The 21,157-nt window shown below is 63.8% G+C and carries 17 protein-coding genes and 1 tRNA gene; 11 read left to right on the forward strand and 7 right to left on the reverse strand.

The genetic code is table 11. The features are described from left to right. Window positions 1-32 precede the first annotated feature (32 nt). From mnmE to ABWU19_RS03765, 3 genes are all read left to right on the forward strand, one after another. Window positions 33-1,346 (forward strand): tRNA uridine-5-carboxymethylaminomethyl(34) synthesis GTPase MnmE, encoded by a 1,314-nt coding sequence (mnmE, locus tag ABWU19_RS03755; protein WP_435900434.1) that lies wholly within the window; start codon window positions 33-35, stop codon window positions 1,344-1,346. Window positions 1,347-1,688: 342 nt separating this feature from the next. Further along, complete coding sequence (locus tag ABWU19_RS03760) at window positions 1,689-2,207, forward strand: hypothetical protein (protein WP_027878348.1); 519 nt, start codon at window positions 1,689-1,691, stop codon at window positions 2,205-2,207. 16 nt (window positions 2,208-2,223) lie between these two features. After that, complete coding sequence (locus tag ABWU19_RS03765) at window positions 2,224-3,801, forward strand: cation:proton antiporter domain-containing protein (protein WP_435900435.1); 1,578 nt, start codon at window positions 2,224-2,226, stop codon at window positions 3,799-3,801. 1 nt (window position 3,802) lies between these two features. Here the strand turns inward: ABWU19_RS03765 and mnmD are convergent, their stop codons facing one another. Both mnmD and ABWU19_RS03775 read right to left on the reverse strand, forming a co-directional pair. Then, complete coding sequence (gene mnmD, locus ABWU19_RS03770) at window positions 3,803-4,480, reverse strand: tRNA (5-methylaminomethyl-2-thiouridine)(34)-methyltransferase MnmD (protein WP_051529449.1); 678 nt, start codon at window positions 4,478-4,480, stop codon at window positions 3,803-3,805. Beyond that, window positions 4,470-5,894 carry a pyridoxal phosphate-dependent decarboxylase family protein gene (locus ABWU19_RS03775; RefSeq protein WP_333659671.1) on the reverse strand — a complete coding sequence of 475 codons (1,425 nt, stop codon included), beginning with the start codon at window positions 5,892-5,894 and terminating at the stop codon, window positions 4,470-4,472. The genes mnmD and ABWU19_RS03775 overlap by 11 nt, the downstream gene beginning before the upstream one ends. 184 nt (window positions 5,895-6,078) lie before the next feature. Here ABWU19_RS03775 and ABWU19_RS03780 point away from each other — a divergent pair, with 184 nt between their 5' ends. From ABWU19_RS03780 to ABWU19_RS03800, 5 genes are all read left to right on the forward strand, one after another. Further along, a complete protein-coding gene (locus ABWU19_RS03780; RefSeq protein ID WP_027878352.1) occupies window positions 6,079-7,734 on the forward strand; it encodes a S8 family peptidase in 1,656 nt (551 codons plus the stop codon). 262 nt (window positions 7,735-7,996) lie between these two features. Next, window positions 7,997-9,109 (forward strand): o-succinylbenzoate synthase, encoded by a 1,113-nt coding sequence (menC, locus tag ABWU19_RS03785; protein ID WP_027878353.1) that lies wholly within the window; start codon window positions 7,997-7,999, stop codon window positions 9,107-9,109. Between the two features lie 21 nt (window positions 9,110-9,130). Next, window positions 9,131-9,925, forward strand: coding sequence for a GNAT family N-acetyltransferase (locus tag ABWU19_RS03790; protein ID WP_027878354.1), 795 nt, complete (start codon window positions 9,131-9,133; stop codon window positions 9,923-9,925). An 84-nt stretch (window positions 9,926-10,009) separates the two neighbouring features. Beyond that, the gene (locus ABWU19_RS03795) at window positions 10,010-11,059 is read left to right on the forward strand and encodes an amidohydrolase family protein (protein WP_435900445.1); all 1,050 of its coding nucleotides are present in this window, start codon (window positions 10,010-10,012) and stop codon (window positions 11,057-11,059) included. A 43-nt stretch (window positions 11,060-11,102) separates the two neighbouring features. Next, entirely contained in the window at window positions 11,103-12,434 is a 1,332-nt protein-coding gene (locus ABWU19_RS03800; RefSeq protein WP_435900436.1) for a chloride channel protein, read from the forward strand. On the opposite strand, the gene ABWU19_RS03805 is transcribed toward ABWU19_RS03800, so the two are convergent. Then, window positions 12,337-13,002 carry a PIG-L deacetylase family protein gene (locus ABWU19_RS03805; protein WP_435900437.1) on the reverse strand — a complete coding sequence of 222 codons (666 nt, stop codon included), beginning with the start codon at window positions 13,000-13,002 and terminating at the stop codon, window positions 12,337-12,339. The genes ABWU19_RS03800 and ABWU19_RS03805 overlap by 98 nt on opposite strands. 64 nt (window positions 13,003-13,066) lie before the next feature. Here ABWU19_RS03805 and ABWU19_RS03810 point away from each other — a divergent pair. After that, a tRNA-Ser gene (locus tag ABWU19_RS03810) sits at window positions 13,067-13,157 on the forward strand. A 29-nt stretch (window positions 13,158-13,186) separates the two neighbouring features. Here the strand turns inward: ABWU19_RS03810 and ABWU19_RS03815 are convergent. The 3 genes from ABWU19_RS03815 to ABWU19_RS03825 are packed head-to-tail and all read right to left on the reverse strand — an operon-like array spanning window position 13,187 to window position 15,905. After that, entirely contained in the window at window positions 13,187-14,380 is a 1,194-nt protein-coding gene (locus ABWU19_RS03815) for an aminotransferase class V-fold PLP-dependent enzyme (RefSeq protein ID WP_435900438.1), read from the reverse strand. Continuing rightward, window positions 14,377-14,868, reverse strand: coding sequence for a heme-degrading domain-containing protein (locus tag ABWU19_RS03820; protein ID WP_435900439.1), 492 nt, complete (start codon window positions 14,866-14,868; stop codon window positions 14,377-14,379). Before ABWU19_RS03820 ends, ABWU19_RS03815 begins: the two co-directional genes overlap by 4 nt. Next, window positions 14,865-15,905 carry an oxidoreductase gene (locus ABWU19_RS03825; RefSeq protein WP_435900440.1) on the reverse strand — a complete coding sequence of 347 codons (1,041 nt, stop codon included), beginning with the start codon at window positions 15,903-15,905 and terminating at the stop codon, window positions 14,865-14,867. The genes ABWU19_RS03820 and ABWU19_RS03825 overlap by 4 nt, the downstream gene beginning before the upstream one ends. Window positions 15,906-16,057: 152 nt before the next feature. Here ABWU19_RS03825 and ABWU19_RS03830 point away from each other — a divergent pair, with 152 nt between their 5' ends. Further along, window positions 16,058-17,101, forward strand: coding sequence for a Gfo/Idh/MocA family protein (locus ABWU19_RS03830; protein ID WP_435900441.1), 1,044 nt, complete (start codon window positions 16,058-16,060; stop codon window positions 17,099-17,101). A 164-nt stretch (window positions 17,102-17,265) separates the two neighbouring features. After that, window positions 17,266-19,641, forward strand: coding sequence for a glutamine--tRNA ligase/YqeY domain fusion protein (locus ABWU19_RS03835; RefSeq protein WP_435900442.1), 2,376 nt, complete (start codon window positions 17,266-17,268; stop codon window positions 19,639-19,641). 78 nt (window positions 19,642-19,719) lie between these two features. Here the strand turns inward: ABWU19_RS03835 and ABWU19_RS03840 are convergent, their stop codons facing one another. Continuing rightward, entirely contained in the window at window positions 19,720-20,934 is a 1,215-nt protein-coding gene (locus ABWU19_RS03840) for a PQQ-dependent sugar dehydrogenase (RefSeq protein WP_435900443.1), read from the reverse strand. Between the last annotated feature and the right edge of the window lie 223 nt (window positions 20,935-21,157).

Consider the following 21,157-nt stretch of genomic DNA (forward strand, 5'->3'; position numbering starts at 1 on the left):
ACTGGATTCTGCCGAGAATAGACTAAACCCCTGTGGGCCTGCCTTCGCTAAACGATGTGATTGCCGCCATCGCCACCCCGCCCGGCAAGGGCGCGGTGGGGATTGTGCGGGTCTCGGGCAACGGCGCTCTAGAACTGGTCTCTAGGCTCTGGCAGGGCAAAAATCCCTACAGACTGGCCGGCGGGCGCTTCACCTACGGTAAAATCTGCGACCCGAACACCCAGGAAGTGCTGGACGAGGCGCTGTTGCTGGTTTTCCGCAGGCCCCATTCCTACACCGGCCAGGACAGCGCCGAGCTGCACACCCACGGCTCGCCTGCGGTGTTGCGCCGGGTTTTGCAGGCGCTGTTTGAGCTAGGGGCCCGCCCGGCCCAGCCCGGTGAGTTCACGCTGCGGGCCTACCTGAACGGAAAAATGGACCTGGCCCAGGCCGAGGCGGTGCTGAGCTTGGTAGAGGCCGAGTCGGACGCCGCCCGGCGTCAGGCCTTGCGGGGCCTGAGCGCGGGGTTGTCGCAGAAGATCGCGCACCTCTCCGAGCAATTGTTCGACCTGCTGGCGCACATCCAGGCCTGGCTGGACTACCCCGAAGAAGGGGTCGAACCCGCCCAGATTCAGGAAACCCTCGAGCCCGTTTTGCAGGAAATCGGCCACCTGCTGGCCACCGCCCCCGCCGGGCGCATCGCCCAGAAAGGGGCCCGGATTGCCCTGGTGGGGGCCCCCAATGCCGGCAAGTCCAGCCTGCTCAATGCGCTCTTGGGCTACGAGCGGGCCATCGTTACCCCCATCCCGGGCACCACCCGCGACTACCTGGAAGCCCCTATGGAGATTGCCGGGGTGCCCATTGTGGCCGTGGACACCGCCGGAGTCCGGGAAACCCACGACCCAATCGAGAAAAGCGGGGTGGAACGGGCCTTACAGATCGCACAGGAAGCCGACCTGGTGCTCTACCTGGCCGACCAGAGCCAGCCCCACCCCACCCCGCCACCGCTGCCCTGGGAGCGCACCCTGAAGGTAGCCACCAAGGCCGACCTGGCCCCCGCCTGGACAGCGGATTCGTACCTGCGGGTCTCGAGCCAGACCGGCCTGGGCCTGCACGAGCTACGCCAGCAAATCCACCAGCGGCTTCTGGGCCAGGCCCCCGAGGGGGAGCTTTGGGTCAGCAACGAGCGGCATGTGGAGGCCCTGCGCCGGGCCCAAACCCACCTGCACGAAGCCCTGCAAGCCCCCCAGGACCTGGCCGCCCTCTCGATCGAGATGGCCCTGGACGCGCTGGCCGAAATCCTGGGCAAAGACGTTTCGGAAGAGGTGATTGACCGAGTATTCCGTAACTTTTGCGTGGGCAAGTGAAAAGTCGAAGGCAAAAAGCCAAGCACCCCTCGAGCTTTGTCCTTGAACTTCCCACCCTGATGGCGCGCATTCGTTGAAAAGCGGCTTCTGTCGTCTGTCCCGAGGGTAATCGTCCCCTGGGTGAACAGCGGCGCCAGCCGTCTGTCCCGAAGGGGATCGTCCCTGGGTGAACAGCGGCGCCAGCCGTCTGTCCCGAAGGGGATCGTCCGCTTGGTGAACAGCCGCTTTAGCGGTCTGTCCCGAAGGGGATCGTCCCTAGGTGAACAGGCTGGTCGGGGCTATGTCCCAAAAGACCGTCCCCTGCACTTGTACGGTGCTGGCAGCCCACGTAAACTTGCCGCCATGGAGGAGCCCAAAGCGGTAGTCTCAAAACGCAGCCTGCAGACCTATGTGGTTGCGGTAGGGCTGATGGTCATGGGCCTGGCCCTGGTAGCTTTATGCAGCGCCGCCTGGCTACAGGGCGTCGAGCCGCGCTGGTCGGTGATTCTGTTTGGGCTGCTGGGGGTTTACATGGTGCTACTCGGGGTGGATGAAGGCTGGCTGAGCGGGCTCGAGGTCACCCCCACCCACCTGCGCATCCAGAGCTTTGGCCGCTGGACGGAACACCCGCTGCCCCGCGTTGAGGCCGTGGATGGCCTGCGGGACATCCTGGGCGGTGGAATCCAGCTGGTTCTGATAGCCAGCGAAGGCGAGGCCATCCGGGTTCCGCTGCGCCGCTACGCCAACGCTGGCCCCCTGGCCCAGGGCTTGCTGGATGCGCTGTGGTTGAAAAACCCCCAGCTTATCCTGATGCCCCGTTTGGCCAGGCGGCTGGGCCAGCCCCCCTTCGGGGTTTTGGCCGCTAAGAAATCCAGGCGTTAGCCTCTATGATTGAGGTATGGAGCTGGCGTGGGTAGGGGCCGCCTATGGGCTGGGGTTGCTGGCGAGCCGCTTTGGCCTGCCACCCCTGGTGGGCTATCTGGGGGCGGGTTTTGCGCTCTGGGGGTTTGGCTACCAGGACAGCCGCTTGCTGGGAGAAATCGCCGATGTGGGCGTGCTGCTGCTTTTGTTTACGGTGGGCCTGAAGCTCCGCTTTGCCAGCTTAGTGCGCCGGGAAGTGCTGGGCGTGGGGGGGATCCATCTGGTGCTTTTCGCCCTGCTGCTGGGCCTGATCACCCTTTTGCTGGGCATGAGCACCGATGCGGCGCTTTTTGTAGGGGTGGGGCTGGCCTTCTCGAGCACCGTACTGGCCGTCAAGCTGCTGGATGACCGGCGGGAGCTCTCCACCTTCCACGGGCGGGTGGCGGTAGGCATCCTGGTTTTGCAGGACTTGGTCGCGGTTGGGCTACTGGCCTATGCCGGCGTCAAAAATCCAACGCCCTGGGCCTTGCTCCTTCTGGCCCTGCCTCTGCTGCGCCCTGTTGTGGGCTGGATTCTGGAAAAAAGCGGCCACGACGAGCTTTTGTTGCTGTACGGCCTGGGCTTGTCCCTAGGGGGTGCTAGCCTGGCCCAAAGCCTGGGGGTATCGCCGGAGCTGGGGGCTTTGCTGATGGGCGCGGTTCTGGCAGGACACCCGCAAACCTCCGAGCTTTCGCGTACCCTGTGGGGCCTGAAAGAGGCTTTCCTGGTGGCCTTTTTCCTGGATATTGGGCTGATGGGCCTACCCTCGGCCTCGGCGCTGCCGCTGGCGCTGGGTTTTATCCTGCTCATACCGCTTAAGGCCGTCTTGTTCTTCGCTCTCTTCATCGCCTTTGGCTTGCGGGCTCGCACTGCCTTTGTAACCAGCGTTTCGCTCGCCAGCTACAGTGAATTCGCCCTGATTACCAGTGTGGCCGCCGTAGAGGGGGGTCTGTTACCGGAGTCCTGGGGCCAGCTGGTGGGGCTGGTGGTGGCGGTCTCGCTGGCCCTGGCCGCCCCCCTCAACCGCTCGGTGCATAGCCTGTTTCAGCGCTACGAGCATTTCTTGTTGCGCTTCGAGCGTAAGGTACAGCACGCCGACGACGAGCCTACCAGCCTGGGCGGGGCCGAGTGGCTGGTGGTGGGCATGGGCCGCACGGGTGGGGCCGCCTACAAGATGCTGGCCAGCCACGGCTACCGGGTGTTGGGCCTGGATGCGGACGAAGGCAAGCTGGACTTCCACCGGGCTAAAATGCGTCAGGTGCGCTACGGCGACGCCGAAGACCCCGAGCTATGGGAGCGCTTGGACTTGACGGGACTCAGGGGCGTATTGCTGACCCTGCCCGACCTCGAGGCCAAGCTTCGGGCCGCCCGTGGCCTTAAGCAGCGGGGCTTTAGTGGAATCATTGCCGCTACCGGCTACCACCGCGAAGAAGACCCGATCCTGCTCGAGGCCGGCGTAACCCTCATCTCGCACCCCTTCGCCGAGGCCGGAGAACGGCTGGCCGAACGGGCTATGGGCCTGAACATTATCCCTGAGTCGGATGACCCCAAGCTGGCCGATACGCGAACAGCTTGATTTAGGGGTGTTCTGCCAGCGTCCAGGCTTTCTTGCCTACACCCGGAACCTTACTTACCACAAAACCGGCCGCTGCCAGGTCGCGCCGAAAACGTCCAGAAACCGAGTAGGTTGCCAGCCGTGCGCCACTACTGGCGGCCAAAAATAGCTTTTCCAGCACGCGGGGCTGCCAGGGCTCGGGGTTAACCCGGGGGCTAAAGGGGTCGAAATAGATAGCGCTGGCCCACCCCGCCGGAAAAAGCGCAGCCGTTACGTCCTCGAAACGAACCTCGAGGCGGCCCCAGGGGCCCTTTAGGCAGAGTGAACCCTGCGGATGGGCCGGCCAGCGCTTTAGCAGGCTGGCCCATATCCGCTGGGATGGCGCCGAAAGGGGAAGCTCCACCGAGGCCAGAACCCCGCGGGATACCGGAAAGCCCTCATAGCTTATGTACTCCAGAAAAACCCCGCGCTTCAGGCAGTCTTCCAGCGTGGCCCGGAAATTGACCCCCAGTCCAAAGCCCACCTCCAGCACCCTGGGGGCCGGGTGCTGATGGGTCTGGGTCAGCTTCAGGTAAAGCTCGTTGGCCTGCATCCAGGCCCCATGCCGCGAGCTGTAGGCCTCGCCGAATACCGGGTGCACCAGGGTGAGCGAGCCATCCTGGGTTTGCAGGGGCTGGTAGGGTTTCAGCTCAGGTCTCAATCTCCACCTTCTGGGCTTCCTGCTGCATTAGGTGCCACAACGCCTCCACGTGGCTGCGTTCGGTGCTTTCGACCCCAATCGAAACCCGCACCATCCAGCGCCCTTTCAGCAAGGCTGGGGTGAGGAAGGCCCGGCCCGAGCGGTTGATGCGGGCCACCCAGTTTTGCGTGTGCTGATCGAGCTGCTCGGGCGAGAGGTGGCCCGGATTGTAGCGCACACAGAGCGTCTGGAAGGGCACCGGGGCCAGCAGTTCCCAGCCGGGGGTCTGCCGCACCTGGGCCTCGAGCCACCTGGCATTGGCTATGTCGCGCCGCAGGCGGGCTTGCAGTCCCTGAACCCCCTGGTCGCGCAGGGTGAACCAGAGTTTGAGGGCTCTGAAGCGCCGCCCCAGCGGGATGCCCCAGTCCTTGTAGTTTTTGACCTGCCCATCGGCGGCGGAGTGCAGGTAGGAGGGGTTGGTGGACATGGCCCGAATCAGGTGCTCCGGCTCACGCACGTAATAAAGCGAGCAATCGAAGGCTACCCCCAGCCATTTGTGGGGGTTGATGGCGATGGAATCGGCCTGTTCGATTCCGTCCCACAGGTGGCGGCACTCCGGCAAAATCATGGCGGAGCCGGCCATAGCGGCGTCCACGTGCAGCCAGAGGCCATAGCGCTGGCACAGTTTGGCAATTTCGCGCAGGGGGTCGATGGCGGTGGTATTGGTAGTGCCTACCGCCGCCACCACCGCGCAGGGCTTGCGGCCTTCGGCCAGGTCGCGCTTTAGGGCGGCCTCGAGCTGGTCTGGACACATGGCGTGGTTGTCATCGGTGCCGATGAGGCGCAGGTTCTCGCGGCCAAAGCCCGCCAGCAGCACGGCCTTGGGTACGGAGCTATGGGCCTGATCGGAGGCGTAGACCGTTAGGGGTTGCGGCTCGGCCTGGAGCCCGCCCCGATCCTGGGACTGGCCGGTGGCCCACTCCCGGGCCGTAAGCAGCGCAACCAGCGTACCGCTGGAGGCGGTGTCCTGAATTACCCCTTGAAAATACTCGGGCAGGCCCAACATCTGCCGCAACCAGTCGGTCGTGACCTCCTCGAGCTCGGTCAGGGCTGGACTAGCCTGCCAGGTGATGCCGGTCTGGCCCAACCCAGTAGCTACCAGATCGGCCAGTACCGAAGACAGCGGGGCATTGGAAGGAAACCAGGCGAAGAAATTGGGGCTTTGCCAGTGGGTCAGGCCGGGAAAAAGGGCCATGAGGTCTTGCCGCACCTCTTCAAAGCCCACCGGCTGCTCGGGAGGTGTAGGGGAAAACAGGGCTTTGATGGCCCCAGGCTGCACTTGCGCCATCACGGGCTTGGCCTCGAGCCCGGCGCGGTACTCGGCTATAAAGTCAATCAGCTGGTATCCCAGGCGCTTGAACTCTTCTGGCGTCATACCCCAAGACTACCTGATCGTGCGCTTCACAGAGGTTGCTATGGCTTCAATCCCAACCAGACGGGCCTTTGCGACAGGTCAACCCGACCATTGCCGGGTAGATAAAGCCAGGCTCAAGGTCTATCCCAAGATTTCTTTAGTTTTCGCTCAAACTCAGATCCATAGCGCTGCCTAGCCTGAAGGCATGGTGTTATTAAGACTGCTCATCCCGATTCTTCTGGCATTGCTGGCCCCAGTCACGCTGGCCGCACCTGCCCTGGTAGAAGTAATTGTGGAACTTGATGGGCCACAACTACCCAAAGGGCAGGCCCGGGCCGAACTCACGCGTCTGCTCAAAGCCCACCTGGGCCAGATGCAAGGGCGGCTTAGCGTCAAGGCTAGCAAGGGGTTCTGGGCCAGTCAGAGCTTCCTGGTGCGCTTACCGGAGTCGCAGGTAAGTCGCCTGGCCCAGATTCCCGGGGTGCGACGGGTCTACCCAAACCGCCCGGTACATATCAGCCAGCCCGTAGCCTCGGCCCTTGCTAACCCGGTCAACAGTGGAAGCAACTGGGCCTTACAGCACATCGGCGTGCCTGGCCTGTGGGCGGCTGGGATGCGGGGTCAGGGCATCCGCATTGGCCACCTGGACACTGGGGTAGATGCATCCCACCCCGACCTGCGTGGGAAAATAGCCGCCTTTGCAGAGGTTGACACCGACGGCACAGCCCGCCCCAGCGACCCCTACGACTCCTCGCTGCACGGAACCTTTACTGCCGGTCTGCTGGTGGCCAACAATGTGGGTGTGGCCCCAGAGGCACGCCTGGTTTCAGCTCTGGTCTTGCCGGGCGGCTACGGCACGCTGGCCCAGGTGCTGGGCGGCCTGGACTGGGTGCTCGAGCAAAACGTGCAAATCGTTTCGATGTCGCTGGGCCTCGAGGGGAGCTGGAGCGAGTTTGTGCCTGTGGTCGAACGCATGAAGCAAATGGGGGTATTGCCAGTGTTTGCGGTAGGGAACTCCGGCGGCGCCCCGGCCTCCCCTGGCAACATGCCGGGGGTGCTGGCGGTAGGAGCCAGCAACCCCGCCAATCAGATTGCTGGATTCAGCAGCCGCGGCGAGGTGCGCTGGGGCGCACCCTACCACACCGTGGTGAGCAAGCCCGACCTGGTTGCCCCGGGGGTGGACGTGCACTCAACCATTCCCGGCGGGCGCTATATGGCCATGAGTGGAACCTCCGTCAGCACCGCCATTGCTGCCGGCAGTGCGGCCTTGCTGATGTCCGGGGGCTTCAAGGCCGAGCAGGTGCGGCAAGCCCTGCTTAGTGCAGCGCTGCCCCTGTCATCTGCTGGCAGCGGCAGGGGCCTGATTCGGCTGGCAGAAGCGCTGGCTGCGCTAAAGCCCGCACCGCCCAGCAGCCCTCAGGTCGGCCAGCCAGCCCCAAACACCCCAGCAGATAGCCCGCCCATCCCCAAAAAATCCGCCCTTCTGGTGGTCGAAGCCTCCGAGGTAGACGCCGTAAAAAAGGCCCTGGATGGCCTGGGTTTTAGCAGTACCCTGGTTCAGGCAAGCCCTACAAAGCGGCCTGAGGCCGGAAAAGTGGCAGAATACCCACTGGTCGTCTGGGTTCTGCCGCCCGACTGGAGCAACCACTGGCCAGAAACCCAGCGCAAGATGCTGCGGGCCTACGTGGAGCAGGGCGGCAGGCTGATGCTCATAACCAACGACCCCAGCCAGCGCCCCCTGGCCGAGTCCAGCACCTTTGGTAAAGGCAAGGCCAGCTTTGTCAGCGGCGACCTGGGCCGTATGGGCCTCGAGCAGCAGGCGCAGGTTTTGCAGGGCCTCATCCAGCAGCTCCTGCGCTAAGGCTGGCCCAGTTAAGCCGAAGAAAACCTTGCGCCCTTGATGCGTTCCTTTTGCTTTGGCCTTGGCGCGAGCATTTTTCAGACTGGGTCGGTTTCGTCCTATACCGTTAGCCCGGTTTTTGTGATTTTGGCATGAAAACTCAGGTCACAGTAGTCTGCAATCTGTGACTTTGTTCACTATACTGACGCTTGTGAAAACCGTCTACACCGACCATCCGGTACACTTACTGGGCTTTTCGCATCCAGCGTGTTAGCATACAGGCATGAAAATCGAAGCAGCCGACCTCCGCCTGATCTCGCTACCACTCAAGTTTCGCTTCGAGACCTCCTTTGGGGTGCAGACCATGCGTCACCTTATCGTCCTGACGCTCTACGGCGAGGGCCTCGAGGGCTACGCCGAGACCGTGATGGAGTTCACACCCCACTACCGCGAGGAGACCATCCCAGGGGCCTGGGCGCTGTTGGAAGAGCTGCTGCTTCCCAAAGTGCTGGGCAAAGACTTCGCCAACCCCGAGCAGCTCTGGGGCGAGATTGCCGGCTTTAGGGGCAACAAGATGACCAAGGCGGCCCTCGAGATGGCCTTCTGGGACCTCTGGTGCAAAAGCCTGGGACAGCCCCTCTGGAAGGTGTTGGGCGGTGTGCGAACCGAGATTCCGGTGGGCATCAGCCTGGGGATAGAACCCAGCCTCGAGGCCACTCTCGAGAAGGTGGGCCGGGGACTGGCGGAAGGTTATAAGCGCATCAAGCTGAAAATAAAGCCCGGCTGGGACGTCAAGGTGGTGATGGCGGTGCGCGAAGCCTACCCCGAGGCCAGCCTCACCGTAGACGCCAACTCGGCCTACAGCCTAAACGATATTGCCACCTTCAAGGCCCTGGACGCCGCCGGGCTGGACTATATCGAGCAGCCCCTGGCCTTCGACGACATCCTGGACCACGCCAAGTTGCAGGCGGCCATCTCCACCTCCATCTGCTTAGACGAGTCCATCACCTCGCCCGAGGACGCCCGCAAAGCCCTGGAAATTGGGGCCGGGCGGGTGATTAACCTCAAGCCGGGGCGGGTGGGCGGTATCCTGGCCAGCCGCAAGATTCACGACATCACCCAGAGCTACGGCCTGCCGGTCTGGATGGGCGGGATGCTGGAGGCCGGCATTGGCCGCGCCGCCAACATCCACGTGGCCACGTTGCCCATGTTCATCAAGCCAGGCGATACCAGCAGCGCCAGCCGCTACTGGCAGGAGGACATCATCGAGGAGGCCCTCGAGGCCACCAGCGGCCTGATGCCTGTGCCGCAAGGCCCCGGCCTGGGCATCACGCTGAAGCGCGACCTGATTCAAAGCCTGACCGAGAAATCGGCCTATGTGACCCCCCGGAGCTAAAACGCCCAACGCCCTCGCCTTATGAACGTTGTGATTCGTGAACTGCACGAACCCGAGGAAATAGCACAAATTCCCCGGCTCGAGCAGGCCATCTGGAACGACCCCAGCGACACCATCCGCCCCGGCACCCTGATGGCCCTGGTGCATGAGGGAGCTTTGCTGGCAGGGGCCTATGTGCCCGAGCCCAACGCCACCGAGCGCCTGGTGGGCTTCATCTTCGGCTTCCCCACCGACCGCCCGAGCGAACACCACTCCCACATGGCCGGGGTCTTGCCGGAGTTTCAGGGCAGCCAGATTGGCCTCCTGCTCAAGCGTTACCAGCGCGACTGGGCCTTGAGCAAGGGCTACCTGCGGGTGGTCTGGACCTTCGACCCGTTGCGGAGCCTCAACGCCCATTTCAACCTTCGCAAGCTGGGGGCTACTTTCAACCGCTATATCCCCAACTGCTACGGCACTATGGGCGGCATCAATGCGGGCGCACCTTCCGACCGGGCCTACGCGGTATGGGAGCTCTGCTCCCCCAGGGTTTTTCAGCGCATCTACGCCCCCGCCCCTGCCTTTGACCCCAGGGGCCTGCCCCAGGCCAACCAGATCGAAAGAGAGGTGCCAGTAGGGCTCGAGCTGAGCCTGACCGAAAAGCACGTCCTGGTACAGATACCCGAGAACTGGGGCCAGATCTTGCAAACCAACCCGCCCCTGGCCCAGCTTTGGCGCACCCACAGCCGCGAGGTCTTCGAGCACTACTTCCAGCAGGGCTACCGGGCGGTGGACTTTGTGCGAAACCCCAACCGCTACGTGCTGGAACGGGACGATTGAGCCAGACATCATCGGGAGGATAACCTGATACTCAAGCCTGAAATCTGGACTGCTGAGGTGGTGTATGCGGGCTTTGGCACGCCCATGCTCGAGGGGGGCCTGGTGGTGGTGGGCCAGCATGTAGCGGCAGTGGGTCAACTGGCCGAGCTGCAGCAAGCCTATCCTGATACGCCATTGGTGCACAAAGGCAAAGCCCTCACGCCGCCGGTGGTGAACGCCCACACCCACCTGGATCTGTCCACGGTTCCATATTTTCGAGGAAGCTACAGCAGCTTCATCAGGCACGTGATTGACCACGCTTCCGAACGCAACGTAAAGGCTGCCGAACGAGGCCTGCGCGAACTTCAGGCGCTCGGTGTAGGCGGCTTTGGCGACATCGTGTACAAGCCCGAGGTGCTCACATGGCTCCTAGAACATAGCCCACTCCCAGGGGTGCTTTACCTGGAAGTGATCAACCGAAACCCCAGTCAGGCAGATTCGGTGGCGAAAAAAGTCGCCCAGCAGTTATCGGACTGGAGGCAGCAGAATAGTCAAGTTGGGGTGGGCATTTCGCCCCACACCCCGTACAACGTGAGCGCGGCTCTGCTCAAAAAGCTGGTGGAGATTGCCCGGCTGGAGGGCTTCCCCCTGCAGATGCACGTGGCCGAAAGCCCCGAGGAGACCGAGCTGATGACCCAGGGCAGCGGGGCGCTACAGGAAGTACCCCTGCAGTATGGCTTTCCCGCTTATCAGGACTGGCCTGGCCTCACCCCCGTGCGCTATCTGGCCGAACTGGGGGTGCTGGGGCCGCACCTAACCATCGTGCACGGGGTTCAGGTAGACGAAGAGGAGGTGCAGATGCTGGCCCAGTCGGGAACCCGCCTGGTTTCCTGCCCGCGCAGCAACGAGGGCCTGGCCTGTGGCTCGCTGCCCTGGACGCTGTACCTGAAGCATCGCCTCGAGCCCGCCCTGGGCACCGACTCAAAGAGCAGCAGCCCCGACCTGGACGTGCGAAAGGAGGCGCTTTTCTTGTGGAAACAGGTAGACCCCAGGGTGCTGGTGCGGGCTGCAACCCGCAACGGCTACCGGGTGCTGGGCCTCGAGGCCCCGCGCATCACCCGCGGAACACCAATTTCCCAAGTACAATCCTGGTAGTGAGCACAGCGGTTGCAAAACACCGCGCAACGCCCAAAACACTATGCAGATTGGTTCACTCATCCTCTATAGCGCATTCGTCGGGGCTTTAACCGGCGTTTTTGCTGCTGGGTTTGTATTCATCTTGCAGCTGATCGAGCGCTACCTGCTGGGTGAAACCCTGGGCTACCTGCCGCCCGGCCTGCCCGGCGAGGGTGGGCTGTCCCAGGTTTTTCGTGGGCCGACCTTCTGGTGGCTGGCCCTGCTGCTGCCCCTGGCCTTCGCAGCCTCGAGCTATCTGGGTTCGGGCCGAGGGCTGGGCTGGCTTTTAGCGGCCTACCGGGCAGGCCGCCCGGTACGGGCCATTGAGTACTTTCGGGGCATTATCGGTTCGCTGGTTCAGTTAGGGGCAGGCTCACCCCTGGGTCGTGAAGGGCCCATGGCCGCCCTGGGCTTGTGGGTAGGCGGTGCGCTGGGGCGGCGCATCCCGTTGGGGGAGTCGAGCCGGTTCCTGCCATTTGCGGGGATGGCTGCAGGGTTCGCCGCAGCCTTTCATGCACCCATGGCCGGCGCCCTGCTGGCTAGTGAAATTGTCTACCGGGGGCTGGCCCTCGAGGTCGGTGCCTTGGCCCCAGCGCTGATTGGGGCCCTGGCCGGCTTTACCGTGTATGGGCTTTTTCATGGCTACGGGCCGCTGCTCGAGCTGCCCCCAGGACCACTGGAATGGCCCCAGCTCTTGTTTGGCCTGGCCATCGGGCTGGTGTGCGCCGGGGTAGGGACGCTCTGGCTCGAGTCCGAGCGGGTTTTGCAGCGCTACTTAAGGCGCATCGGGTTTGGCCTACGCCACGCCCTGTTCGGCCTGGTGCTGGCAGTGGTGTTGCTGCTCATGCCCGAGGCCATCGGCAATGGGCTGCCCTGGGTACAGCTCGGCACCTCACCCATCCTGACGCTGCCTTTTTTGGGTGTGCTGTTCCTGGTACAGCTGGCCTTGCTGATACTGGGTGGCGGTGTGCGGGCCTACGGCGGTCGGCTAACCCCGGCCCTGACCCTGGGCGGCCTTAGCGGGCTGATTCTGGCCCAGCTTCTGGGCGAGGTTTTTCCCTCCATTGCCCCCTCGCCCCAGACCGCTGCGCTGGTGGGTATGGCCTCGCTTCTGGCCGGTATCGCCCGTGCACCCTTTGCCGCAGTGGTGCTGGCAGGCGAAATTGGCGGGTATAGCCTGTTGCCGCTCACGCTGATTGGCGCATTCGCGGCCTATACCTTTACCAGCCCACGGGGAAGTTTTGAGGATGTGGAGCTCAACCAAGATAAGGAAGCGCCAGCGGAGCCTCCGCTTGAAAACGCTCCGCAAACTTTACTGAAGCCTCCGCCCCCAGCCTCGAGCGATTCGCCCTGAAGGCCTCCAGGCTGTACTCCCACTGGTAAAAGTCGCGGTAAAAACTGAACACCTGTTCGGCCACCGCCTGACCCTCCTCGCCCACATCCACATACACCGCTGGCCTGGGAATATCACTGCGGTAGTAGTGCAGCAACCGCACCGGCTTGCGGTGTGGCTGCCCCACCAGCTTGGGAATGCGGCAGAACTTAAGCGCCGAGAGGGTAGCCCAGTAGGCGGCCCGGTGGTCGGGGTGGACATCGTAGGGGTTCCAGGTAAAGACCACATCGGGCTTCCAGGCCGCCATCACCTGGGCGATGGCCAGGGCCTCTTCGCGGCCTCCGGTCAGGCTCGAGTCGGCAAAGTCGAGAAACTGCGCCTCTGCGCCAATCATCTGGGCCACGGTACGCCCGTGCCCCTCGCGGATACGCGCGACCTCTTCGGGGGACATCTGGCCAAACTGGCTGGCCAGCTCCCCCCGGGTAAGCCAGAGAATCCTGGCTGCGTCGCCCCGCATTACATGCTTGGCCAGTGTGCCACAAACGCCTATTTCATCGTCTGGATGAGGAAAGACAGCTAGCAAGCGCACGCACAAGAGTATATCGCCAAAGCTTGACGCTCCTAATACTGCCCTGTACACTCAACGTTGCCCTGGAGTGGTGCCCGAGTGGTTGAAGGGGCACGCCTGGAGAGCGTGTATATGGGTTCTCCGTATCGAGGGTTCGAATCCCTCCCACTCCGCCAGAAAAGCCATCCGCTAGCGGATGGCTTTTTTATTTGTAGGCCTCGAGGGCCAAAGCCAGGGCCTCCACATCCTCCAGGCTGTTGTACACCTGGGCCGAAATCCGCACCCATAAACGCCCGCCAAGGCACAGGATGGGGGCTTCAATCCGGTGTTCGTACAGCAGCGCATACTGCAGGCGCAGGGCCTCCTGGCGGGTACTGCCCAGTGCGGCGGGTAGCGGCAACGTAACCATAGAGCCCAGCATGGCTTCGGGGGCTGGAGGTTCAAACCCCCAGCGTGCGCTCAGCCAGGCCAGGGCCTGCCGGGCCAGGTGGTGGTTATAGGCCTGCATGGCTTCCAGGCCCCATTCTTGCATCAAGGCCAGCGCCGCCGGGGCGGCCAGAAAGGGGGTGGGGTCTTTGGTGCCGACCCAGTCAAACTCCTGCACAAAGCCCTGCCCCAAACCCCAGGAGATGACCGGAGGATGCAGGCCCTGCTGCCGCTCGGGAGCCACCCACAAAAAACCGCAGCCTTTGGGGGCCAGGGCCCATTTGTGCAGGTTGCCGGTGTAGTAGTCCACCCCCAGGCGGGGGATATCCAGGGGAATGGCCCCCGGCGCGTGGGCGCCATCGGCCAGCACCGGCACGCCCGCCGCCCGGCAGCAAGCGGCCATCTCGGCCAGGGGCAGCACCAGGGCGGTCTCGGAGGTGATGTGGTCGAGGATGACCAGGCGGGTGCGGGGGGTAAGGGCCTGGGAAAGCCGGTTTATGTACAGCGCAGGCTCGGCTCCCGGAAAGGGCAGCTCGAGCGTAACCAAGCGGGCTCCTCGGCGCTCGGCGGAAAAGGCCGCCGCGTTGCGTACCGCACCATAGGCCAGGTTGGTAATCAGGATCTGGTCGCCGGGGTTGAGCTCGAGCGAACCCAGCACCGCATTGACCCCGGCGGTGGCGTTGTCCACAAACACCAGGTCTGGCCCCTGGGCCCCCATAAAACGGGCTACCGCAGAAGCGGCCTCCCGCAACCGGGGAACAGCCCGGTCGGAGGGGCCCGAGAGGCCACACAGCTCCCGCAGCAAGAAGCGAGCGGGCTGCTGCTCCATCTCTTCGCGCAGGGCCTGCTGCGCTGCCAGCACCCGCCGGGGGGTGGCGCCCACCGTGCCGTGGTTGAGGTAGATGACTCCGGTCTCGAGCGGCCAATGGGCCAGCATCTCCCGACCAAAACCGGCCTGCAGCGCGGGGTTCATGGGTCTAAGGCCAGCTCCTCGTAGGGCAGCTTCAGGTAGTCCGCCAGCACCTCCACCACCAGCTCGTGGTCTTCGCGCTGGGGCAGCCCCGAGACCGTAATGGCCCCGATGCAGCCCGCCCCCTGCACGAAGATGGGAAAGCCACCCCCGTGGGCGGCATACTCGCGGGCATCCAGTCCACGTTCCTCGAGGCTGCTCTCCTTCTGCTTGAGCCAAAGCCCCACCGCATAGGAGCTGCGGTGAAAGCGCTGCACCACGTTGCGCTTGCGCCGAACCCAGTCGGCGTTGTCGGGGGTGGCGCCGGGCATGGCGTAGTAGAAGATGGGCTGGACAAAAAGGCTGATGTCCATGGCAATCGCGCTGTGAAGGCGCTCGGCGGTCGCTTTGAGCCGCTGCCCCAGCCTCCAGGCCACCTCTGCGTCGAAGCGCTCGAAGCGCAGGCGGGCCTCTTGTTCGGCAATAACCTTCAGATCCTGTTCGATATTCATATCTGACCCTCCAGGGAAACCTCTCGGCGCTCGAGCGCGCTTATATGGGCGGCCTCGAGCAGCTCCATCAGCCGCACGGCCTGCTCGGGCGGCACCGGGTTGGGCCCTTGGCCCCGAATCGCGTCCCGCACCCCCTCGTAGTAACGCCGGTAATCGCCGGCCTCGACAAAAACAGGCTCCGGGGCCTGCTCGGGCCGGTAGAGCCAGGCCTCGCTTCCCTCGGGCTTCCAGCCCGGCGCACCCGGACGCAGACCCTCCTTAAGGGCTTTTTCCTGGGTGTCCAGGCCGTACTGCACCAGGCTGCCCTGGGTTCCATGGACCACAAAGCGGGGGCTACCCCCTGGCACCAGGGCGCTGGCGTGCAGCACCACCCGCAGCCTAGGGTAGCGCAGCAGCACGTGAAAGTAATCGGGGGCCTGGGCGCCCTGCCGCTGCATGCCGATGTCGGCAAAGATTCCCTGGGGCCAGCCAAAAAGCAGCAGGGCCTGGTCGGCCAGGTGGGGCCCCAGGTCGTACCAGATGCCGCTGCCGGGGCCAGCCTGCTCGCGCCAGCGGTTCTGCACCTCTGGGCGGTAGCGGTCAAAGTGCGACTCAAAGTAGACCACCTCCCCCAGGGTTCCGGCTTCCACAATTCTGCGTAGGGTCAAAAAATCGCCGTCCCAACGGCGGTTCTGAAAAACCGAGAGCACCCGCCCCTGGGCTTCGGCCAGTTCGGCCAGGGTGCGGGCCTGGTAGGCATCGAGGGTAAAGGGCTTGTCCACCACCACATGTTTGCCCGCTTCCAGGGCGCGCCGCGCCAGCTCGAAGTGGGTGGGGTTGGGGGTGGCGATCACCACCAGGTCAATGGGGGGGCTGGTAACAACCTCCTCGAAAGTAGCGCTCACCCAAACCTCGGGCCAGTCGGCGCGTACTTTTGCAGGCTGGCTGCTCTGGATGGTCACCAGGTGCAGGCCTGGCACGGCCTGAATCAGCGGCGCATGAAAGGCTTTTCCGGCCATGCCGTAGCCAATGAGCGCAACATGAATGGGTAGGGTCATAGCACCTCTTCTACCTGAAAAACCGCACGATCCATCATTTGCTCTAGCCTAACGTGCTGGGGCCCCAACTTGCCAGCGTTATCGGGTAAGCAGTAATGTGGTAGCCACAACCGATAACATCGGGTTGAAAGGCTTGATCCTGTGAGGTCGCTGTGAGGATTGGAATCGCAGGTGCCGGCTGGTGGGCCGGGTTTGCCCACCTGCCCGCATTCAGAGATGCTGGGGCGCAGATTGCGGGCATCTACAGCCGCACCCCCGCCCATGCCCAAAAACTGGCCGCAGCCTTTGGAACCCAGGCCTTTGCGCGCTACGAGGATCTGTTGCCGCACTGTGATGCGGTAGCCATCTCCACCACCGACGACACCCACGCCCCGCTGGGCATCCAGGCCCTCGAGGCCGGGAAGCACCTTTTTATGGACAAGCCCCTGGCCCGCACAGCAGAAGAGGGACAGGCCCTGGTGGAAGCGGCCCAAAAGCACCAGCGCATAGGCCTGACAGCCTTCACCAGCCGGGGCGACCTGGCCGCCGAGACCGCCCAGGCCCTGGTGCGCTCGGGTGAGATTGGGGAAGTCCTGTACCTGCGGGGCTACTTTCACGGAGGCTACATGGGCGACCCCGGCGGCCCCACCACCTGGCGGGCCAGAGCCGAGACCGGCGGGGCGGGGGGCGCCGTGGCCGACCTGGGGGCCCATCTTTTCGACCTGGTGCGGATGGTAACGGGCCTCGAGTTCACCCAGGTGATGGCCCAGGGCCAGATTCATCTGCAGCGGCCCGACCCGGTCAGCAACTACGACGAAGGGGCGGTGCTGGCCCGTTTGGGAGATGCCAGCGGAATGTTCTCGCTCTCGAGGGTGCACATCGGCGCCGATCAACGGCTCGAGCTCGAAGTCCAGGGCACCAAAGGGGCGCTCAAGCTCTCCCCTGCCCTGTGGGGCACCGGACAGAGCGCCCAACTTTTGTTCGCGAAGCGCCCTGGTCTGTACCAGGAAGTACCCCCCGACCCAGGCCTGCTCAGGGGGCGCGACCCCAAGACTTCCTGGGGACACTTTCAGTTCATCGAGCTGGCCCGGCGCTTCCTGGAGGGCATCGCCAAAAACCAGCAACCCACCCCGAGCCTCGAGGACGGCCTCATGGCCCAACAAGTGATTGAGGCATGCGTGCTAAGCAGCCAGCAAAACACCTGGGCATCGGTTTGAGCTGGCCCAAACCACAAGCCGCAGGGCATGTTCGGAACGTTATTTGATGCCGGCAGGCTCCGACATCAACATAGTTTGCCGGGGTCATTGCCGGATGAATGGGGTCTGCTTGAGGGGACTACTTGGGCCTGGTGTATAAGGCAGTGTATTCTTTGCATGTTGGCATGAGCACTTCTACGAACAAACCCCGCCTGGTAAGCCCTAACTTCATCACCGAAATTATCGATGAAGACCTGAAAGCTGGTCGCTACCAGAAAATCGTGACCCGCTTTCCCCCCGAGCCCAACGGCTACGCCCACCTGGGGCACGCCATTGCCAGCTACATTGACTTTGGCATCGCCCACGATTACGGTGGGGAGTGCCGCTTGCGCATGGACGACACCAACCCCGAGGCCGAAAAGGCCGAGTACGCCGAGGCCCTGATCGCCGACATGCGCTGGCTGGGCTGGGACTGGGGGCCAGAGGTAAGCTATGCTTCTAACTACTTCGAGCAGCTTTACCAGATGGCCGAGCGGCTCATCCAGAAGGGCCTGGCCTATGTGGACAGCGTCTCGCCCGAGGAGATGGCCCGGCTGCGCGGCACGGTGGACAAGCCCGGCATCCCCAGCCCCTACCGCAACCGCAGTGTGGAAGAGAACCTGGATTTTTTCCGCCGTATGCGGGCCGGAGAGTTCCCCAATGGCGCCCACGTGCTCCGGGCCAAGATAGACCTCTCGAGCCCCAACATGAAACTGCGCGACCCGGTGCTGTACCGCATCGTACACGCCGAGCACTACCGCACCGGCAAGGCCTGGTGCATCTACCCTTCCTACGATTTCGCCCAGGCCACCACCGACGCCCTGGATGGGGTGACGCACAGCCTGTGCAGCCTCGAGTTCGTGGACAACCGGGCCATCTACGACTGGCTGATGGATCACCTTTGGGGTGAGCCACCCCTTCACCAAACCCCCCGTCCGCATCAGTATGAGTTTGGCCGCCGGAGCCTCGAGTACACCGTGGTCTCCAAGCGCAAACTACGCAAGCTGGTAGAAGGGGGCTATGTGCGGGGCTGGGACGACCCCCGCATGCCCACCCTGGCCGGGCAGCGGCGCAGGGGGGTGCGGCCCCAGGCCATCCGGCGCTTTGCCGGGCAGGTCGGTATTTCTCGTACCAACCGCACGGTGGACATTGCCCTGCTGGAAGGGGCCATCCGCGACGACCTGAACACCACCGCCCCACGGGTCATGGCAGTGCTGCGCCCTCTAAAGGTGGTGCTCACCAACCTGGCCGAGCCCAAAAGCGTTACCCTGCCCTACTGGCCCCACGATGTAATCGAGGAGTCCCCCGACGGCCTGGTGGCCCTGCCCAGTGGCGAGCGCGTCAAGCCTGAGGAAGCTGTGCGCCAGGTGACCCTCACCCGCGAAATTTACATCGAGGCCGATGACTTCGCCCTAAAGCCGCCCAAAGGCTTCAAGCGTTTAGCGCCCGGCGGCACCGTGCGCCTGAAAATGGCCGGGGTGATTCGCTGCGAGACCTACAAAACCGACGAGACCGGCCAGGTGACCGAGCTTCACTGCACCCTGCTGGAAGAGACCAAAGCCGCCGGGGTGATTCACTGGGTGAGCGCGAGCGAGGCCGTGCCCGCCGAGTTTCGCCTCTACGACCGGCTTTTTACTGTTCCGCACCCCGAGGCCGAGGCCAAAGAGCTCGAGGACGAGCACGAGACCCCCGAAGACCACGACTTCCTTCGCTTTGTGAACCCCAAAAGCCTCGAGGTCGCCCACGGCTACATCGAGCCGAGCGTGCTCAAAGACCCCAAGGAGACCCGTTACCAGCTCGAGCGCAACGGCTACTTCTGGCAAGACCCCCTCGACTCCAAGCCCGAAGCGCTGGTCTTCAACCGCATCGTAACCCTCAAGGACACCTGGGCACGTACCGCTGCACGCGAGCAGGAAGCAAAACACACTGGGGAAGCCAGAACCCCGGCCAGCGCCAAAGTCTCCAGCCCCGCCGCCCCCCAGTCCGAACCGCAACTAACCCCAAAGCAGCAGTCCGTCCTGCAAAACTTTATGGCCCAGGGCATCCACGAGGCCGAAGCATGGATACTGGCCCGCGAGCCCCGGCTGGCTGACTTCCTGCTGCAAGCGGCCCAGTCGGCCCCGTTGTCGGCGCTGGCCCACTGGGTCGTCAACGACCTGGGCGCGGCCCTGCGCTCCGGCGAAGCCAAAATTACCCCCGCTGGGCTGGCCGGACTGGTCAGGCTCCTCGAGGCCGGGGAAATCAATACCCGCATCGCCAAGGATGTGCTGGCCGAGGCCCTGCAAACGGGCCAAGACCCGGTGGAAATCGTCCAACAGAAAGGGCTAAGGCAGGTGAGCGACCTGGGGGCCCTCGAGCCCATCGTAGAGCGCATCCTGGCCGAAAACCCCGACAAAGTGGCAGCCTACCGTGCTGGCAAGACCGGTCTGATGGGCTTTTTTGTGGGCCAGGTCATGCGCGAAACCCAGGGGCAGGCCAACCCCCAGCGGGTGCAGGAGCTAATAAGCCAAAAGCTGGGCTAGGGCTTCATGCAAATGAGGTACCCGGCAGTTCTTCGATGATTCCGGGCCCTCGCCCGACCAATGGTTTGTACCCACGCCTCAGTGGCCCCTGTACCAGATGCGGTAAACCCGCCCGCCCCTGGCGTCCGAGACGTACATCGCACCGTCCGCGCCGATCACCAGCCCTACCGGGCGGCCCCAGGCATCACGGCACATCTGGCCGGGCTCGCGCCAGCCGGTCGCAAACACCTCCGCACGCACCGGCAGCCCGTTTTGAATCACAAAGCGTTCAATTTTGCAGTCGCGGTACTTGGCCGGATCCTGCACCCCCAGCGAGCCGTGGTAGGCAATAAAGAGGCTATTGCGGTACTCCAGGGGAAAGTGGCTCTTGGAACCCCAGGTCATCCCCAGCGGTGCAGAATGGGCCGGCGCGGTAAAGAGCGCCGGGACGGCTTTACGGCAGTCGAAGCCCTGGGTGCGGGGGTCGGGAACTTCGGCCCGCTCGGCCTTCAGGTTCAGGCCCAAACCCGGCGTGTAGCAGTAGGGCCAGCCATGAAAGCCCCCCGGCTGCACCGCCACAATCACCTCCTCGGGCGGCAGCTCGTCGCCCAGGTGGTCAGTGCCGTTGTGGGTGGCCCAGAGTTCGCCCCTGGGGGTCCAGGTAAAGTCCACGCTGTTTCTAAGGCCCTCGGCCCAGACCGCCCGGCGGCGGGGGTCGGGGTCTTGCACAAAGGGGTTGTCGGCAGGCAGGCTTCCATCGGGGTTGAAGCGCAAAATGGCTGCTCGACGTGGGTCGCGCTCGGGGCCAAAGTTGGTCTCGGAGCCCACCGCAACATAAAGTTTGCCGTCCGGCCCGAAGTGCAGGGTTCGGGTAAAGTGCCCGGAAGGACCCGGAAGGTCCGATAGGATTGTTTTCTGCTCCCACCCACTTCCTTTTGGCCGCAACCGAACCACCGTGGTGCTGGCCGCCACGTACAGCCAGCCCTGGTGCCACTCGATTCCGTGGGGCAATTCCAGATTGTTCGCAACAACCTCTACCCGATCGGCCCGACCATCGCGGTTCTGGTCGGGCAAACGCACCACCTGGCCCCCGTACATCAGGGTCAGGTACAGTTGCCCATCGGGCCCCACGCTCATCATGCGGGGAGCGCCATCGAAGTTTTCGGCAAAAATCTGAATGGCAAATCCGGGCGGAAGTCGAATGCGGCGGGCAGCCTCGTCGGGTGCAGGTTCTGGTGGGGGCCTCGAGGCAAACCACACGGCCCCGGCCACGGCCAGTACAAGTACCAACCCCAGTCTGCCCCAGTGGGTCATCTGAGGTTCAGGGTAGCAAATCCAGGAAAACTTCGATGAGAACGCACCTTGCCCCAGGCTAGCTCTTTCTGTCGGCAGGCTTTTATCATATACATCCACTAAGCCAGCGATAGAGGGGCATGGGATTGGTGGAGAAGCTACGAACACTGCGAAGCACCGGGGTGGTGAGCTGGTGTAGGAAACCCAGCAGAAGGTTGCGCAGAGCGGCGAGGGACTGGGCAGC

Origin of the sequence: Meiothermus cerbereus (assembly GCF_051297115.1) — a bacterium.
GTDB classification, from domain to species: domain Bacteria; phylum Deinococcota; class Deinococci; order Deinococcales; family Thermaceae; genus Meiothermus; species Meiothermus cerbereus_A.

Excerpts from the sequence above, each read along its gene's own strand:
- ABWU19_RS03760 (WP_027878348.1), top strand. The coding sequence starts at position 1,689 with ATGGAGGAGCCCAAAGCGGTAGTCTCAAAACGCAGCCTGCAGACCTAT.
- ABWU19_RS03765 (WP_435900435.1), top strand. The coding sequence starts at position 2,224 with ATGGAGCTGGCGTGGGTAGGGGCCGCCTATGGGCTGGGGTTGCTGGCG.
- ABWU19_RS03775 (WP_333659671.1), bottom strand. The coding sequence starts at position 5,894 with ATGACGCCAGAAGAGTTCAAGCGCCTGGGATACCAGCTGATTGACTTT.
- ABWU19_RS03780 (WP_027878352.1), top strand. The coding sequence starts at position 6,079 with ATGGTGTTATTAAGACTGCTCATCCCGATTCTTCTGGCATTGCTGGCC.
- menC (WP_027878353.1), top strand. The coding sequence starts at position 7,997 with ATGAAAATCGAAGCAGCCGACCTCCGCCTGATCTCGCTACCACTCAAG.
- ABWU19_RS03790 (WP_027878354.1), top strand. The coding sequence starts at position 9,131 with ATGAACGTTGTGATTCGTGAACTGCACGAACCCGAGGAAATAGCACAA.
- ABWU19_RS03795 (WP_435900445.1), top strand. The coding sequence starts at position 10,010 with ATGCTCGAGGGGGGCCTGGTGGTGGTGGGCCAGCATGTAGCGGCAGTG.
- ABWU19_RS03800 (WP_435900436.1), top strand. The coding sequence starts at position 11,103 with ATGCAGATTGGTTCACTCATCCTCTATAGCGCATTCGTCGGGGCTTTA.
- ABWU19_RS03815 (WP_435900438.1), bottom strand. The coding sequence starts at position 14,380 with ATGAACCCCGCGCTGCAGGCCGGTTTTGGTCGGGAGATGCTGGCCCAT.
- ABWU19_RS03820 (WP_435900439.1), bottom strand. The coding sequence starts at position 14,868 with ATGAATATCGAACAGGATCTGAAGGTTATTGCCGAACAAGAGGCCCGC.
- ABWU19_RS03825 (WP_435900440.1), bottom strand. The coding sequence starts at position 15,905 with ATGACCCTACCCATTCATGTTGCGCTCATTGGCTACGGCATGGCCGGA.
- ABWU19_RS03835 (WP_435900442.1), top strand. The coding sequence starts at position 17,266 with ATGAGCACTTCTACGAACAAACCCCGCCTGGTAAGCCCTAACTTCATC.
- ABWU19_RS03840 (WP_435900443.1), bottom strand. The coding sequence starts at position 20,934 with ATGACCCACTGGGGCAGACTGGGGTTGGTACTTGTACTGGCCGTGGCC.